Annotated in this window: 11 protein-coding genes; 7 read left to right on the forward strand and 4 right to left on the reverse strand. The window is 63.8% G+C overall.

Annotation, left to right across the window (positions count from 1 at the left end; all coding sequences use genetic code 11):
* Positions 1-58: 58 nt before the first annotated feature.
* Together AAFH49_RS08445 and AAFH49_RS08450 are read left to right on the forward strand one after the other, a co-directional pair.
* Positions 59-451 carry a hypothetical protein gene (locus AAFH49_RS08445; RefSeq protein ID WP_342297293.1) on the forward strand — a complete coding sequence of 131 codons (393 nt, stop codon included), beginning with the start codon at positions 59-61 and terminating at the stop codon, positions 449-451.
* Between the two features lie 112 nt (positions 452-563).
* Positions 564-2222 carry a S8 family peptidase gene (locus AAFH49_RS08450; protein ID WP_342297295.1) on the forward strand — a complete coding sequence of 553 codons (1659 nt, stop codon included), beginning with the start codon at positions 564-566 and terminating at the stop codon, positions 2220-2222.
* Positions 2223-2355: 133 nt separating this feature from the next.
* On the opposite strand, the gene AAFH49_RS08455 is transcribed toward AAFH49_RS08450, so the two are convergent.
* On the reverse strand, positions 2356-3165 hold the full coding sequence (locus AAFH49_RS08455; protein WP_342297297.1) for an SDR family oxidoreductase: 810 nt from the start codon (positions 3163-3165) through the stop codon (positions 2356-2358).
* Positions 3166-3440: 275 nt separating this feature from the next.
* On the opposite strand from AAFH49_RS08455, the gene AAFH49_RS08460 reads away from it, so the two are divergent.
* The 5 genes from AAFH49_RS08460 (at position 3441) to AAFH49_RS08480 (ending at position 14892) form a co-directional block, all read left to right on the forward strand.
* Positions 3441-5711: a GEVED domain-containing protein gene (locus AAFH49_RS08460; protein WP_342297298.1), complete on the forward strand. Its 2271-nt coding sequence runs from the start codon at positions 3441-3443 to the stop codon at positions 5709-5711.
* 108 nt (positions 5712-5819) lie between these two features.
* The gene (locus AAFH49_RS08465) at positions 5820-12404 is read left to right on the forward strand and encodes a T9SS type B sorting domain-containing protein (RefSeq protein ID WP_342297299.1); all 6585 of its coding nucleotides are present in this window, start codon (positions 5820-5822) and stop codon (positions 12402-12404) included.
* Between the two features lie 222 nt (positions 12405-12626).
* Positions 12627-14039, forward strand: a complete 1413-nt coding sequence (rlmD, locus tag AAFH49_RS08470; protein WP_342297300.1) for a 23S rRNA (uracil(1939)-C(5))-methyltransferase RlmD — start codon at positions 12627-12629, stop codon at positions 14037-14039.
* A 128-nt stretch (positions 14040-14167) separates the two neighbouring features.
* Complete coding sequence (locus AAFH49_RS08475) at positions 14168-14449, forward strand: GIY-YIG nuclease family protein (RefSeq protein WP_342297301.1); 282 nt, start codon at positions 14168-14170, stop codon at positions 14447-14449.
* Between the two features lie 68 nt (positions 14450-14517).
* Positions 14518-14892, forward strand: a complete 375-nt coding sequence (locus tag AAFH49_RS08480) for a hypothetical protein (RefSeq protein WP_305010311.1) — start codon at positions 14518-14520, stop codon at positions 14890-14892.
* 183 nt (positions 14893-15075) lie between these two features.
* Here AAFH49_RS08480 and AAFH49_RS08485 read toward each other — a convergent pair whose 3' ends face one another.
* From AAFH49_RS08485 to thiL, 3 genes are all read right to left on the reverse strand, one after another.
* Positions 15076-15540: a YybH family protein gene (locus tag AAFH49_RS08485; protein WP_342297304.1), complete on the reverse strand. Its 465-nt coding sequence runs from the start codon at positions 15538-15540 to the stop codon at positions 15076-15078.
* Positions 15541-15662: 122 nt separating this feature from the next.
* Positions 15663-16187: a hypothetical protein gene (locus tag AAFH49_RS08490; protein WP_342297306.1), complete on the reverse strand. Its 525-nt coding sequence runs from the start codon at positions 16185-16187 to the stop codon at positions 15663-15665.
* Between the two features lie 140 nt (positions 16188-16327).
* Entirely contained in the window at positions 16328-17356 is a 1029-nt protein-coding gene (gene thiL, locus AAFH49_RS08495; RefSeq protein WP_342297307.1) for a thiamine-phosphate kinase, read from the reverse strand.
* Positions 17357-17491 lie beyond the last annotated feature (135 nt).

The following is a 17491-nucleotide window of genomic DNA, read 5'->3' on the forward strand; positions in this document are numbered from 1 at the left end:
TTTGCCTCCTATTACCTTAAATCAGCCAGCTGTTGGATTTGGCTGGTTTGCAAGCCCCATGAAGATGCCCGATAGCCTGCCTGCCGCCTTTGCCCGCCGCGTGTTTGAGCGCGATAACCCGCCCCCACCGCCGCCCCTGAGCCAGGAGCCCGCCGCCGTGCAGGCCCGCATCGAGGAATGGCTGTTGCAGCGCCACCAGGTGCGCAACAAGCGGGGCCGCCTGCGCCAGAGCCTCATGCTGCTGGCCCTGATGCAGCACCCTGAGCGGCACACCATGCAGCTGGCCGAAGCGGCGGGCCTGCCCATCCGGGCCGCTGCCCGCGTGGCCGTGCGGCTGGGCGAGTTCGGCCTTGCTACCCCGGAAGAGCGCGGCCTCTACCGCTACTGGCGCCTCACCCCTGCCGCCGAAGATGCCCTGCTGCTGGTGGTAGTGGGGCCGCCGGCCGCCTAGCCGACGCAACGCGGGGCCACCCGGGCCCGTCTTTGCCCCGGCTGAACTTCATTTGTGTGAAAATCGGTTTATCCCCTACACCGGCCGCCCATCGCGGCCCCAACCTTTGTTTATGACGATTCATCCTTTCCGCCGCTGGTCGCTTTCGCTGGCCTTGCTGGCCCTGCCGGTTCTGGCCCAGGCCCAATCGGTGAATGCCCTCTCCCCCGCCCCCGCCACCCCGGCGGCCGGCGATATGAGCGCCGCCCAATGGTACCTCAAAGACCCGCAGCTCGACAACGTGCCCGGCGTGGGGGCCAACCGCGCCTACAATGAGATTCTGAAAAACCTGATTCCGACCCCGGTCATTGTGGCCGTGATTGATTCGGGTATCGATACGGCCCACGTCGACCTCAAGCCCGTGCTGTGGGTGAACCGGGGCGAAATCCCCGGCAATGGCATCGACGACGACAAGAACGGCTACATCGACGACGTGCACGGCTGGAATTTCCTCGGTGCGCCCGACGGCCGCAACGTGAACGCCGAAACCCTAGAGATGACGCGCATCGTGGCCGCCGGCCGCAAGCGCTTCAAAGGCATCACGGCTAAGACCGTGAAGCCGGCCGATAAAGCCGCCTATGTGCTGTATCAGAAGGCCGAAAAAGCCTATTCGGGTCGCCTCAAGGAGGAAACCGAGCGCAGCAAGCAGGTGGAGGAAATGAGCGGCCCCCTCACCCAGATGGTGACCAACATGAAGCAGGCCCTCGGCACCGAGAAGCTCGACACCACGGCCCTCAAAAACGCCAACCCCGACGACCCCAACCTGAAACGCGCCGTGGCCGGCATGCTCGACATGATGCGCCAGACCGGGGCCGGCGACGCCGACGCGTTGCTAAAAGAGTTGAACGAAGGCGTGAAGCAGGAGCGCAGCATGCTGGATAATTCACTGAACCTGAACTTCAACCCCCGGGCCGACATCATCAAGGACAACCCCGAGGATGTGAGCCAGCGCTTCTACGGCAACAACGACCTCCACGGCCCCGACCCCATGCACGGCACCCACGTCTCGGGCATCATCGCGGCGGTGCGGACCAATAACCTCGGCATCCAGGGCCTCGCCCCGGACCCCGTGCGCATCATGATGGTGCGCGCCGTGCCCGACGGCGACGAGCGCGACAAGGACATCGCCAATGCTATTCGCTACGCCGTGGACAACGGCGCGCAGATTATCAACATGAGCTTCGGCAAGGAATTTTCGCCCCAACGCCCCGCCGTGGAAGCCGCCTACAAGTATGCCGCCCAGAAAGGCGTGCTGCTGGTACACGCCGCCGGCAACGAAAACCACAACCTCGACGTGGCCGACAACTACCCGGCTTCATTCTACATCAACAACACCACCATCCCGAACCTGCTCACCGTAGGCGCGTCCGGCCCGAAGGACAACGTGAACCTGACCGCCGATTTCTCGAACTACAGCAAGAAGGGCGTGGACGTATTCGCGCCCGGCGTGGGCATCTACAGCACCTTGCCCGGCAGCACCTACGGCAACGAAAGCGGCACCAGCATGGCCTCGCCCGTGACGGCCGGCGTAGCGGCGGTGCTGAAATCGTACTTCCCCAAGCTCACCGCTACCGATTTGAAGCGCATCATCATGCAGTCGGCCCAGGTGCACCACACCAAAGTCCAGACGCCCGGCAGCGATAAGCAGGTCGATTTCTCGACCCTGTCCGTGACCGGCGGCGTAGTGGATATGTACGAGGCGGTGAAGCTGGCGCAGAAAGCGTCGCTGTAAATGAGTTGAGAACCAAATAGCCACCTGTCATCCTGAGCGCAGCGAAGGACCTTATCACTTTTGAACTCGTTGTTCTGCCGTGGTAAGGTCCTTCGCTGCGCTCAGGATGACAGGTGGCTATTTGGTTCTCAACTCACCCCACGTCCACGCCTTTTTCTTCCTTCCGAAAGTGGTTCAGCACGAGCTTATCGCTCAACCCGGGCAGCCACTTATTGAGGAAAACCACCAGTTTGCCCTGGCCCGTGAGCACCAGCGTGCGCTTGCGCTGCTGCACGGCTTTCAGAATCTCGTCGGCCACGGCTTCGCTGCTCATCATGGCGCCTTCGTCGCGCGGCGACTCGCCCTGCGAGGAGCCATCGGCCGCTAGGGCCGTGTTGCGGATATTGGAGGCCGTGAAGCCGGGCGCGGCCGTGAGCACGTTCACGCCCTGGTCGAGCAGCTCCGTGCGCAGGGCTTCGAGGAAGCCGTTCATGGCAAACTTGGAGGCCGAGTAGCCCGTGCGCCCCGGCAGCCCCCGATAGCCAGCAATGCTGCTGATGCCCACGATGCTGCCCTTGCTTTTCAACAGATGCGGCAGCGCAAACTTGGTGGTGAACACGGTACCGAAGAAGTTGGTCTGCATCAACCGCTTGATGACTTCAAGGTCGGCATCCTGAAAGCGGGCGCGCATGCTGATGCCGGCGTTGTTGAGCAGCACGTCGAGGCCGCCGAAGCGGGCCACGGTTTCGGCCACGGCGCGCTCGGCAGCGGCTTCGTCGCCCACATCGGCCCGGATGGTGAGGTGGGCCACGCCGGCGGCGGCCAGGGCGGCGGCGGTATCGGTCAGTTTAAGTTCGTCGCGCCCGGTGATGGCCACCTGGTAGCCGGCCCGGCCGAAGGCCAGCGCACAAGCCCGGCCAATGCCCGACGTGCCGCCGGTGATGAGAACAGTGGGAGTTGGCATAAACTAAAAATAGTGCCCCAGCCGGGCCGGGGAGAAAGATGGGCGAATACTACCGGCAAACTTACGGCTGGCTGGTGCGATTTTTGCGCCGCCTGATTAAACCTCCGTTGCGGGTTCTGGTCAGCTACTTGCTGGCCGCGCGGCGGCGGGCGTTTGGCGAACCCGCGTGCGGGGTGGCCGACTCAGAGTGGATAATGGACGATTGCAACGGGGCCATCCCCGCTTTCTGCTTACATTTATCCGTTGAATTCAATTGCTTTCTTTCAAAGTACCGTATGCATCCACACCTACGTTCCTGGTTCCGGTTCACGCCGGGTTTTATTGCTGTTTTGCTGGGACTGGGCTTAAGCTCAGAGGCCGTCGCCCAGAGCTGCCCCATTGCGGCCACGTGCACGCCGGGCACCGCCACCAACGGGCAGGCCAACCTCTACGGCATGGGCATTCTCAACGTTAATATTGGGAACAACCTCATCAACAACACCACCGGCAACTACATCGACGGCTACCGCGACTATAGCTGCACCTACAACGCGGCCCTGACCGTGGGCCAGCCCTACGCCATCAGCGTGCGCACCGGCCCGAACGTGAACGAGAGCGTGAAGGTCTGGATTGACTACAACAACGACGGGGCCTTCACCGGCAACAACGAGCTGGTGTTTGATGCGCCCAACAGCATCCTGCACACGGGCACGTTCACGCCGCCGGCCTCGGCCGTGCTCAGCACCAACCTGCGCATGCGGGTATCGTCGGACTACGCGCTGGCCACCACCGTGCCCGCGCCGTGCTCCACGCCCCAATACTCGCAGGTGGAAGACTACAGCGTGCGGCTCTCGTCGAACGTGAGCGCGCCGGTGGCGGCTTTCACCACCAACGGCACCACCACCTGCTCCGGCACCGTGCAGTTCACCGATGCCAGCCAGAACCTGCCCACGTCCTGGCTCTGGACCTTTGGCGACGGTGGCACCAGCACCCTGCAAAACCCCTCGCATACCTACGCCACGGCCGGTACCTACGCCGTGACGCTGCGCGCCACCAACGCGGCCGGCAACAACACCAGCGCCGCTACCAGCATCATCTATAACACCACGGTGCCGCTGGCCGCCAGCTGCTCGCCCCAGACGACCAACTACTTCGCCAACTACGGCATCACTCGCTTCCGGCTGGGCACCATTGATAACACCTCGGCCGACGGCAGCGCCGGCTACCAGGATTTCACCTGCCCGCAGCGCACCGAACTAATTGCGGGCGTGAGCAACCAGATGATTATCAACACGGGCGGCGTGAACGCGCACGACATCCGGGTATACCTGGATTTGAATAACAACGGCGTGTTTGCCGCTTCCGAACTGCTTTATACGGGCCTGAACACGCCTACCCCCGGGGCCACCACCACCCTCACCCTGCCCACCGGCACCACGCTCAACCAGCCCCTGCGCCTGCGCATCATTGCCGATGCCATTGGCAACACGGCCGGCCCCTGCGTGAGCCCGGTGAGCGGCCAGGTGGAAGACTATACCGTCATTGCCCGGCCCAACACGCTGCCGCCCACCATCAACTTCAGCACCAACTACGTGGCCGGCGGCTGCGTGAACCCCATCGTGTTCACCGACCTCACCACCAACCTGCCCACTTCGTGGCTGTGGGCGTTTGGCGACGGCACCACCAGCACCCTGCAAAACCCCACGCACACCTACACCGCCTCGGGCACCTACAACGTCACGCTCACGGCCACCAATACCAACGGCACGGCCAGCGTGACGCGCCTGAACGCGGTGACCATCCAGGTGCCCTGCCTCATCTTCTGCGCTTCGAATGGCACGGGCGGCACCGGCCCCACGGGGCAGCAGCAGCCCAGCCCTTTCTACATCAGCACCGTGAGCATTGCCAATGCCACGCCGGCCTTCACCAACAGCACCAGCGTGGCCACGGGCGGCTACGCCAACTACACCAGCCTGTCGCTGTCGGCCAACGTGGGCAACTCGCTCAGCCTGACCGTGGCCACGAACCTGGCCGCCAACCACCGCACCTCGGCCTGGGTAGACTGGAACATGAACGGCACGTTTGACGCCTCCGAGTTGGTGGTGAACGGCACGGCCACGGCCAACTCGTTCACGGCTCCCTTCACGGTGCCCGCCGGCACGGCCGGCAGCAATCCCCGCATGCGGGTGATAGTGGTTGCCAATGCCACCGGCGGCACGCCCAGCGCCTGCGCCACCAACGTCCTCAACGCCGAGGTGGAAGACTACCAGCTGCGCATCCTGCCCCTGGCCACCCGCGAGGCCCAGGCCCTGCCCACGCTCAGCCTCTTCCCCAACCCTACCCTGGATGGGCGGGTGAGCCTGCGCCTGCCCGATGCCAGCGCCGCCGGCCTCTACACCACCGAGGTGCAGAACCTGCTGGGCGCTACGGTGCTGCGCACGGCCCTGCGCCTGGGCCCGGCCGCCGATGCCCAGCTGGACCTGAGCGCCCTGCCGGCCGGCGTGTACGTGCTGCGCCTGCGCGACGCGCAGGGCCAGACCGCCCTGCGCCGCCTGGTGCGCGAATAGCAAAACCATTTCTTCGGGCGATGAGGCCCGAGCTCAACCCCTAACCGCCCCGGCCGCCTTTTGACGGCTGGGGCAGTTTTTCAGTTTTCCTACCCTTCATTTTATTGTATGCCTACAACCTTACTACGGCGTTTTTTTGGGTCGATGCTACTACTGGCGCTGCTGGTGGTGGGCGCGCGCCCGGCGCAGGCCTCGCACCTTTTGGGTGGCGAGATGAGCTACCGCTACCTCGACGCGACTGGCCCGACGGCTACCCCGTTCCGCTACGAAATCACCCTTACGGTGTACAGCAACGGCCTGTATTATACCAACCCCACCGGCATTGCGGCTCCGCCGGCGAATGCAACCATTGACATCTTCAACAAGGCCACCACGTTGCGCATTGGCTCTTACAACTTCGCCCGCACGTCGCCCACGGCGAGTAACAACAACCTGCCGCCACCGATTTCCCCGTCCGTACCTGCGGGCTGCACGGTGAGCGGACCCAGTCAGCCATTCTACCTGTGCAAATACGTGCAGGTAGTGAACCTGCCGGTTTCCTTCGATGGCTACTACGCTGTGTATTCGGTGAGCGCCCGCAACAACACCCTCACCAACATCAACAACCCCAGCGGGGGCACGGGCGGCAACGTGCCCCTGACGCTCTACGTGAGCATGGCCCCACCGCTGATTTACAACCGCTCGCCCGTATTTTCGGACACGGCCGTGGCCATCGTGTGCCAGAACGATACCACCATCTCGCTCAACAACGCTTTCGACCCCGACGGCGACCGCCTAGTGTACTCCTTTGGCACGCCCTACGGCTTCCTGGCCGGCACCACCAACCCGCCCACTTTCCCACCCCTGCCCCAGTCGGTGCCTTACTATCCGGCTTACAGCGCGGCCAACCCGTTTGGGACGGGCGCGGGTAACTTTGCCAAGATTAACGCCAGTACGGGTATTGCCAAGTACGGGGCCACGTCCACCGGCCTCTACGTAGTGGCGGTGGACGTGGCAGAATACCGCTCCATCAACGGTGTGGAAGTGCTGATTGGGACTACCCGACGAGACTTACAGCTCGTCGTTTCGGTATGCCCGCCTACTACGCCGCCGCTGCTACCGGCCCCGGCGCTCACGCCCCGTAACTACACTATTGAAGAAGGCCAGTCGCTGAGCATCCCGATTACGGCCACCCAGGCCAGCGGCAACCACCCGCTGGTGCTCACCGTGAACAGTGCCCTACTCGATGGCAGCGGGCCGTTCAACACCACCTTCAACGGCAGCACGGGCGTAGTGCAGGCCGGCAACCTGACCGGTACGGCCACGGCCTCCGGCACCGGCTCGGTATCGGGCACCTTTGTTTATAACTCCACCTGCGGCCAGTCGCGCACCACGCCCTACGACCTGGGCGTGACCGTGAAGGACAACGGCTGCGGCGGCAAGCTGGCTTCGGATATTTTCCGGGTGACGGTGACCCGCGCCGCCGGCCCCAACGTTATCAATGGCCCGAGCACGGTGTGCGACCCGGCCACGGTGCGCTCCTACACGGCCGCCGGCCCGGTGCCAGCTTCTTACCGCTGGCGCATCTACGGAGGCACCATCACCAGCGGCCAGGGCACCAACACGGTGCAGGTGACCTGGGCCAGCGCCAACACCACCGGCCGGCTGTCGCTGAAGGGCGTTTCGACCTACGGCTGCCTTTCTGATTCGGTGGTTAAAACCGTGGACATCCGGCCCTTGCCGGCCATCACGGCCACGGCCCTCGCGCCCAGCCTCTGCCAGGGCACGTCGACTACGCTGACGGTGACCGGCCAAACGGGCCTGACCTATGCCTGGACCGGCGGCGGCATCAACCTGACCGGCACCAGCATTACGGTAACGCCCACCGCTACCACCACCTATACCGTGACCGGCACCGACGGCACCTGCACCACCACGACCACCGTGACGGTGACCGTGACGGCCCCGCCCACCGCCAATGCCGGCCCCGACCGCACCATCTGCCCCAACGTGGCCTCCACGCCGCTGGGCGTGGCGGCCATCACTGGGCTCACCTACGCCTGGAGCCCGGCCACCGGCCTGAGCAGTGCCACCGTGGCCCAGCCCACCGTGACGCTGCCCAATACCACCAGCGCGCCCATCACCCAGACCTACACGCTCACCGTGTCTTCCGGCCCGAACTGCTCCAGCACCTCATCGGTGGTGGTGACGGTGAGCCCCGCCGCCGTGGCCGATGCCGGCCCGGCCCGCAACACCTGCTCGGGCGTGGCTTCGGCGGCCATTGGCACCCCGGCGCTGGCTGGCTACACCTATAGCTGGAGCCCCGCTACCGGCCTCAGCAGCGCTACGGCCGCCCAGCCGACGGTGATGCTGCCTAACACCACCGGCGCACCCATCACCCAGACCTACACCGTGACGGCCACCAACGCCGCCGGCTGCACCGCCACTTCGTCGGTCATTGTTACCATCAACCCCGCCGCCGTGATTACGCCCAGCCCGCCTATCAGCTTCTGCTCGGGTACGGTTTCGGCCCCGCTGGGCGGTGCGGTGACGCCCGTAGCTGGCACCACTTATAGCTATACGCCCACCACCGGCCTCAGCAACCCGAACATCCTCAACCCAACCGTGACCGGCACCAACACCACCGGCGCGCCCATCACCACGACCTACACGCTGACGGCCACCACGGCCAACGGCTGCTCGGCCACCAGCACCGTGGCCGTGACCATCAACCCCGCCGCCGTGGCTGATGCCGGTCCGGCCCGCAGCACCTGTTCCAACGTGCCCGTGGCCATTGGCAATGGCACGGCCGTAGCTGGTACCACGTATGCCTGGAGCCCGGCTACCGGCCTGAGCAGCGCTTCGGTGCTGAACCCGACGGTGACCCTGCCCAATCTGACCGGTGCTAACATCACCCAGACCTACACCCTGACGGCTACCACCGCCAACGGCTGCGTGAGCACCGGCACGGTCGTCGTAACCGTCTTCCCGGCTGCCGTGGCCCAGGCCGGACCGGCCGTAGCCTTCTGCTCGGGCGAAACCCGCACGCTGGGCACCGGCACCGCCGTAACCGGTACCACCTACGCCTGGAGCCCCGCCACCGGCCTGAGCGACCCAACCGCACTTAGCCCAACGGTGACGTTGACCAACACGACCGGTGCCCCTATCACCACGACTTACACCCTGACCGCTACCACCGCTAACGGCTGCACCGCCACCAGCACCGTGGCCGTGACCGTGAACCAGGCCGCCGTGGCCCAGGCCGGACCGGCTGTCACGTTCTGCTCGGGCGAAACCCGCACGCTGGGCACCGGCACCGCCGTGACTGGAACCACCTACGCCTGGAGCCCCACCACCGGCCTGAGCAGCGCCACCGCGCTGACCCCGACCATCACGCTGACCAACACCACCGGCGCGCCCATCACCACCACTTATACCCTGACGGCCACCACGGCCCAGGGCTGCACCGCCACCAGCACCGTGGCCGTGACCGTGAACCAGGCCGCCGTGGCCCAGGCCGGACCGGCTGTCACGTTCTGCTCGGGCGAAACCCGCACGCTGGGCACCGGCACCGCCGTGACTGGAACCACCTACGCCTGGAGCCCCACCACCGGCCTGAGCAGCGCCACCGCGCTGACCCCGACCATCACGCTGACCAACACCACCGGCGCGCCCATCACCACCACTTATACCCTGACGGCCACCACGGCCCAGGGCTGCACCGCCACCAGCACCGTGGCCGTGACCGTGAACCAGGCCGCCGTGGCCCAGGCTGGACCGGCTAAGGCTACCTGCTCCAACGTGGGCGTGGTTATCGGTACCGGCACGGCCGTGACCGGCACCACCTACGCCTGGACGCCCGCCACGGGCTTGAGCAGCGCCACCGCCCTCACCCCCACCCTGACGCTGCCCAACCTGACGGCCGCGCCCATCGTGGCAACCTACACCCTGACCGCCACCACGGCCCAGGGCTGCACCGCCACCAGCACCGTGGCCGTGACCATCAACCCCGCCGCCGTGGCCGATGCCGGCCCAGCCCGCGCTACCTGCTCCAACGTGCCCGTGGCCATCGGCAACGGCACGGCCGTGGCCGGTACCACCTACGCCTGGAGCCCGGCCACCGGCCTCAGCAGCGCCTCGGTGCTGAACCCGACCGTGACGCTGCCCAACCTGACCGGCACCCCCATCACCCAGACCTACACGCTGACGGCCACTACCGTCAACGGCTGCACCGCCACCAATACGGTCGTGGTAACCATCAACCCGGCCGCTGTGGCCGTGGCGGGCACCAGCCAGGCCATTTGCTCGGGCGCAACCATTACCCTGGGCGCGGCCCCCATTGCGGGCACCACCTATAGCTGGAGCCCCACCACCGGCCTGAGCAGCGCCACCGTGGCCAACCCCACGTTCACGCTGGCCAACACCACGACCACCCCGAACCCCATCACCTTCACCCTGACCGCCACCACCGCCAACGGCTGCACCGCCACCAGCACCGTGACCGTGACCGTGAACCCCGCCGCCGTGGCCGATGCCGGCCCCGACGTAGCCGTTTGCGACCTCAAAACCATTACCCTGGGCACCCCGGCCCGCACCGGCTATACCTATAGCTGGGCTCCGGCCACGGGCCTGAGCAGCACCACCGTCGCCCGGCCTGTCTTCGCGGCCTCGAACACCACGACCGCGCCCATCACCCGCACCTACACCGTGACGGCCACCACCGCCAACGGCTGCGTGAGCACCGATGACGTGGTCATCACCATCAACCCGCGTCCGGCGGCGGCGACTATTGTGGGGCCGGCTTCGGTGTGCCCCACCGTCACGGGCATTGCCTACTCGGTGCCCACGGGCACGGGCACGGCTTTCCCGCCCGGCACGCCCTTCACCTGGCAGATTAACGGCGGCACTATCACGGCCGGCCAGGGCACCCCGGCCATCACCGTGGACTGGGGCGTGGCCAGCACCGGCGGCTACCTGAAAGTATTCAGCCTGAATACCCAGGGCTGTTCCTCCGATACCACTACGCTGCCCATCGTTATCAACCCACGTCTGCAGACGGTACGGCCCACCGGCCCTGGCGACATTGGCGTGGGACAGCCCCCAATTCGGGGCGTGTGCCAGGCCGATGGCCCCTACCGCTACGTGAGCGGCGCGTACGCCAACGGCTCCAGCTACGCCTGGACCATCGTGGGCGGCACGCAGGTGAGCACCTTCCAGAATACGGTGACCGTGAACTGGACGCCCGTGGCGGTGCCCACCATCGGCAAAATAGTGGTGACGGAAACCAGCAACCCCGCCAGCGGCGTGCGCTGCCTGGGCACTTCCGATACACTGAAGGTGCTCATCAATCCTTCGCCCCGCCCCACCCTGGCCATCACCGCCCCGGTGCGCGTGTGCCAGACCAATGGCCCGGTGACCTTCGGCCTGCCCGGCGGCTTCACCGGCTCGACTTATGTGTTCCAGCTGGGCACCACCACTCTGGCCGGCACCGGCAACACCCGCGTGTTGAACACCCTACCCATCCCCGGCACCTACACCCTCACGGTGCAGGAAACCACGGTGGCCGGCTGCGTTGGCCCACTGTATTCCACGCCGTTCACGGTGGCTCCCACGCCCACGGCCCCTACCATTTCGGGCTCGGGCTTCGTGTGTAACGTGGCCCAGACCCAGCCGTACGCCATTGCCAACCCCACGGCCGGCGCCAGCTACCAGTGGACCGTCGTAGGCGGCACCATCACGGCGGGCGGCACCGGCAGCCAGATTACGGTGCGCTTCAACGCCACCGGGCCGTACACGGTGAGCGCTGCTGAAATTAGCGCCGCTCCGGCTTCCTGCACCGGCCCGGCTACCACCCGCACCATCCTCTTCGATAGCCCGACGGTGGTGCTGACCAACGCCTCGGTGGACATTACCAGCAACAACCGCGTCATCATCAGCCTGAGCGTGCCCAACAGTGGCAACACCCCCAATCAGGTGCAAATCACGCGCCGCGTAGCGGGTTCCAGCACCTTCGCGGTAGTAGGTCAGGTAGCGGCTTCGGCTACCACCTTCACCGACAACAGTGCGGTGGATGCCAACGCCAATTCCTACGAGTACCAGCTCGGCCTCACCAACGGTTGCGGCACGACTAACACAACCGGCATCGCCCAGACCATCCGCCTGCAGGCCACCGCTACCGCCACGGCTGGCGGCCGCAACCAGGGCAGCACGGCCCTCACCTGGAATGCCTTCGTGGGCTTCACGGTGAAGGAGTACCGCATCTACCGCCGCTCCGATGCCGGTGCGCCAGTGCTCATTGCCACGGTGAACGCGGGCACGCTGCAATACACCGCCACCAACAACGACCCGAACGCCACCGCCACCGGCCTGGGCTTTAGCCAGAACTTCCGGGTGGTGGCCGTCAGCACCGACGCCACCCCGCTGCTCTCCAACTCGAACGAAACCAGCGTGAGCTTCGCCAACGCCGTGAAGACCTACAACGTCATCACCCCGAACCGCGACGGCCTCAACGATGTGCTCGTCATCGACAACATCTCGCTCTACCCCGGCAACACCTTCACCATCTTCAACCGCTGGGGCCGCGAGGTGTACAAAACCACCAACTACCAGAACAACTGGGGTGGCGACGACAGCACGCCCGCCGGCAACTACTTCTACATCCTCACCCTGCCCAACGGCACGAGCGTGAAGAACTGGTTCGAGGTGATTAAATAGACCACGGATTCGCTCAGATTTTTCGAATTCCACGGATTTTGTAGCCGACATCTTTCCACCGAAAAGGCCTCCCGAAATCGGGAGGCCTTTTCTATTTATCCCCTAATACCCGCAAGATGCTTGCTGCCACTTGCGAGCCATGCCCCAACTACCGCCCACAAAATCCGTGAAATCCGATAAATCCGCGCGAATCCGTGGCCCGGGCAGTAGTTTTGTCTTCTTATGAGCCGAGCCAAAAAAATAGCCCCCGAGTTACTCCGCAACGTCACCATCCAGGACATGGTCGCCGAAGGCAAATGCCTCGTTCGCGTCGAGAACCTCGTCATTTTCGTGTCCCAAGTCGCCCCCGGCGATGTCGTGGATTTGTACATCACCAAAGCCAAGAAGAGCTTCCTGGAAGCCGTGCCGGTGAAGTTCCACCAGTATTCCGAGCTGCGCGTCGCGCCGTTTTGCCAGCACTTCGGCACCTGCGGCGGCTGCAAGTGGCAGCACATCGGCTACGACACCCAGCTGCACTTCAAGCAGCAGCAGGTGGTCGACCAGCTCACCCGCATCGGCAAAGTGGCCCTGCCCGAGATTCCGTTCATCCTCTCCTCGCCCCAGCGAACCTATTACCGCAACAAGCTCGAATACACCTTCTCGGACAACGGCTGGCTCACCACCGAGCAAATCAACGACGACACCCAGACCTTCGACCGCAACGTGCTGGGCTTCCATACCCCCGCCCGCTTCGATAAGATTATCGACGTGCAGCACTGCCACCTCCAGGCCGAGCCCAGCAACGAAATCCGCCTCTTCATTCGCGACTACGGCCGCGAGCACGGCCTCGAATTCGGCAACATGGTGCGCCAGACCGGCAACCTGCGCAACCTCATCATCCGCACCGCCCAAAGCACCGGCGAAATCATGGTGATTCTGCAGTGCTACCGCCCCCACGAGTCCATCGAGCCCCTGCTGGATGCCCTCTACGCCAAGTTCCCCGGCATCACTTCCCTCAACTACGTCCTCAACAGCAAGGGCAACGAAACCTTCCACGACCTCGAAGTGGTGACCTACAAAGGCAAGCCCTACATCGAGGAAGAAATGGAAGGCCTGCGCTTCCGCATCGGCCCCAAGTCCTTCTACCAAACCAACTCTGAAGGCGCCCATCAGCTCTACAAAGTAGCCCGCGACTTCGCCGACCTCAAGGGCGATGAGCTCGTGTATGACCTCTACACCGGGGCCGGCACCATCGCCAGCTTCGTGGCCCACCAAGCCCGCAAAGTCATCGGCGTCGAGTACGTGGAGCAGGCCGTGGCCGACGCCCACGTCAACGCCGAAATCAACAACATCACCAACACCGAGTTCTACGCCGGCGACATGAAGGACATCCTCACCGCCGACTTCACCGCCCACCACGGCCGCCCCGACGTCCTCATCACCGACCCGCCCCGCGCCGGCATGCACCCCGACGTGGTGGCCCGCCTCCTGGAGCTGCGCGCCCCCCGCATTGTCTACATCAGCTGCAACCCCGCCACCCAAGCCCGCGATTTGGAACTACTAGATGCCGCGTATAAAGTAACGCGCGTGCAGCCGGTGGATATGTTCCCGCATACTCACCATGTGGAAAATGTAGTGGCGCTGGAGTTGAAGTAACGTCTGTCATCCTGAGCGCAGCGAAGGACCTTATCACGCACGAACAGTTTGCAGTAATTTCAAACCGTGCGGCCGTGATAAGGTCCTTCGCTGCGCTCAGGATGACAAACGATTAAAATAACCCTGCCATGCCCTACTACGTGTACATCACCACTAACCCCGCCAAAAAGGTGTTGTACATCGGCATAACCAATAACATCGCGGACCGCCTCGCCCAGCACTACGCCAACCGCGGTTCCGCCGAAACCTTCGCTGGTCGCTACTTCTGCTACAATCTGGTTCACATCGAAGAATACCCGGATGTCAATGCCGCCATTGCCCGCGAAAAGGAATTGAAGGGCTGGACGCGGGCTAAAAAAGACGCGTTAATTGCTATTGATAATCCTGAATGGCAGTTTATTCAAACCTGAAACCGGCGCGGCTGTGATAAGGTCCTTCGCTGCGCTCAGGATGACAGACGATTTCAATAATTAAATAAATGGACTATTTCAACGACCCCGAACTCAATGGCAAATACCTCGGCACCATCACCAAGGATTTTGTGAAGGTGTGCGACACCCTTGCCGAAGCCTCTTCCCAGATTCGCAAGGGCGACTTCAGCCAATACCCCATTTTCGTCTTTGCCAAGCAGGAAGTGCCCCTCGGCGGCCTCCTCGTCAACGCCGACGAGCTGAATCTGGAGTGGCACGTCTTCGCCAGCTACCTCGAGCTCTTCGTGCAGCAAGGCATCATCGACGAAGGCGGCATCGAAGCCTTCAAAGCCACCTACAAGGACGCCGACGAATTCTGCTGCCTCTTCGTGCTCGATGAGGAGTTCACGAATTTCGTATTCGTCCCCTACCCCGAAGATTAATTCAAAGCCCCGGAGGGGCGACATATCGGTAGCAATACCAGATAATCGGGAACACCAAAGCCCCAGCGGGGCGACACTCGTTCAACGAATGTCACCCCGCTGGGGCTTTTGAAACTTTAGCGCCTTCTGTTTCTACCGATATGTCGCCCCGCTGGGGCTAAACCGGCACGATGGCGCAATGAATTAATTCCGGCGCTGCACTGGCAAATCCTCTAGCTGCGCGTAGCTCAACTTCCAGGTATTATCAGCCGCTTTTTTCCAGTAGAAAATGTAGTTTCCCTCGCCAAAACCGGCGGGCTGGCCAGGGCCAGCCGGCTGCACATCCACCGAGAATGTGCCGGCTTCGTAGGCGCTGTTGTCGTCGGTGTTGCTGCTGCTCACGCTGGTTTTCAGGTTGGCAATGGTCGGCAGCGTGGCGCTCACCCACTTCTGGCCCACTTCGTCCTTGCCCTTCCAGTGGGCGTTGCCCTGCACGAAGGTGATGTCGTCGGCCATCATGCCGGTGATTTTGCCGGAGTCGCGGCTGTTCCAGGCGTTGATAAAGTCGCGGTTCAGGTTCTGCACGTTGGCCGAATCAGCCGGCGCTTTCGAGCACGAGGAAGTGAGGGCGGCGGCAGCCAAGAACAGGCTACAAACAAGGGATTTCATACATCCAGAGGGTTGGTGAAAGAAATAGTGGTGGGCCGCATCGCCCACCGTGGCATTACGCTAAAAAAGTCAACCCCCGGGCGCGGACGCCCAGGGGTTGCAAGGTTAAGCAAGAACGGACATTACCAGCTCTTACGACGGTACTCCGAGGTGCCGTAGGGGTGCGAAGCATCGCCATACGCCTCGTTGGGCAAGTAGGCGGCGTTCGAGGTGGCGGGCACAATAGCGTTACCCACCATGGCGTTGGAAGCCGTCAAGCTATTGGCTGGCACCAGCGCAGTTTGGGTGGTGCGGGTAGTCGTGGTCTGGCGGTTGCGGGCCAGGGCCAGCTCGCGGCGATACTCGGCTTCGCGGGCAGCTACGGCACGGCGCTCAGCGGCAGCGGCGGCGCGCTGCTTATTCTTGTTATCAATGTGCTTGCCCACGCCGTAGCCGATGGCCCCACCGGCCACACCGCCTACCACGCCACCCACCACGCGGTTGCGCTTGTTGATGAGCGCCCCGGCAGCGGCACCACCCAGGCCGCCGATTGCGGTGCCCTTCGCCTGCGGGCTCCAGTTTTTGAGGATTTGGGCTTGGGCCGAACGAGTGCTAAAAGACGTGCTCAACAGCACCAGCAAAGCGAAGAGATAAGGAAGCTTTTTCATGGCTTAAAGAATAAAGGAGAAAAGAAATCCGCCCGGATAATGGATAGGAAGACAATTAGCGTGCCATTCCCGCCACCGGCTGATTCCCCCTCCCTAACGGCAGCGCTTAAAGAAGGTTGGAATCCTATATAGAAAACGGGCTAAAAGCTCGTCCAGCCCTGCGCCTGGAGGGGTATGGCCTGGCCCGCCTTGGTCACCAGGTTGGCCCCGTCGGCCTTATCGGTGAGATGGCCGATGATGGTGATGTCGGGGTGATTCTTGATTTTTTCGTGGTCCGTGACGGGCACCGTGAACAGCAGCTCGTAGTCCTCGCCGCCGTTGAGGGCGCAGGTGAGCGGGTCGAGGTTGAACTCGGCCGCCGCTTCCAGCGTGGGGTTAGCCAGGGGGATAAATTCGGTGAACACCCGCGCCCCCGTGCCGCTGGCCGCGCACAGGTGCAGCACCTCCGAAGCCAGTCCATCGGAAACATCAATCATGCTGGTGGGCCGGATGCCGCGCTCGCGCAGTTCGTGCACGATGTCGAGGCGGGCTTCGGGGCGCAGCTGGCGTTGCACGATGTACTCGTAGTTGGCCAGCTCAGGCTGGGTTTCGGGGTCGGCCAGGTAGGCTTGCTTTTCGCGCTCCAGCACTTGCAGGCCCAGGAAAGCGCCGCCCAGGTCGCCGGTCACGCAGAGCAGGTCGGTGGGCTTGCCGCCGCTGCGGCGCACAGCCTCGCCGGTTGGTACTTCGCCCAGCACGGTGATGGCCAGCGTGAGGCCGCCGCGGCTGGCGGTGGTGTCGCCGCCCACCAGGTCCACGTTGTAGGCCTCGCAGGCCAGGCGCATGCCGGCATACAGCTCCTCAATGGCCTCCACGGTGAAGCGCGGGCCGGCCGAAAGGGCTACCACCAGCTGCGTGGGCAGGGCATTCATGGCGGCCACGTCCGACACGTTCACGGCCACGGCCTTGTAGCCCAGGTGCCGCAACGGGCAGAATGAGAGGTCGAAATGAATGCCTTCGACCAGCAAATCGGTGGTCATCACGATATCAGTGCCGGCCGTGGGCCGGATGATGGCCGCATCGTCGCCAATGCCGAGCACGGTGCCGGGCTGGCGCGCGGTGATGTTGGCCTGCAAGCGGCGGATGAGAGCAAATTCGCCAATGGCGGAGAGGGGCGTGAGTTCAGACATGGTTTGAGTTGTCAGTTATTCGTTGTCAGTTGTCAGCACATCCCTGCTTGATGAACAGTATGACAACTGACAACAAACAACGGCCAACTAACCGCTAAGGCACAAAAGTACGCCCACAAAAAAAGGAGGGAATTG

Origin of the sequence: Hymenobacter segetis (genome assembly GCF_038448715.1) — a bacterium.
Taxonomy (GTDB): domain Bacteria; phylum Bacteroidota; class Bacteroidia; order Cytophagales; family Hymenobacteraceae; genus Hymenobacter; species Hymenobacter segetis.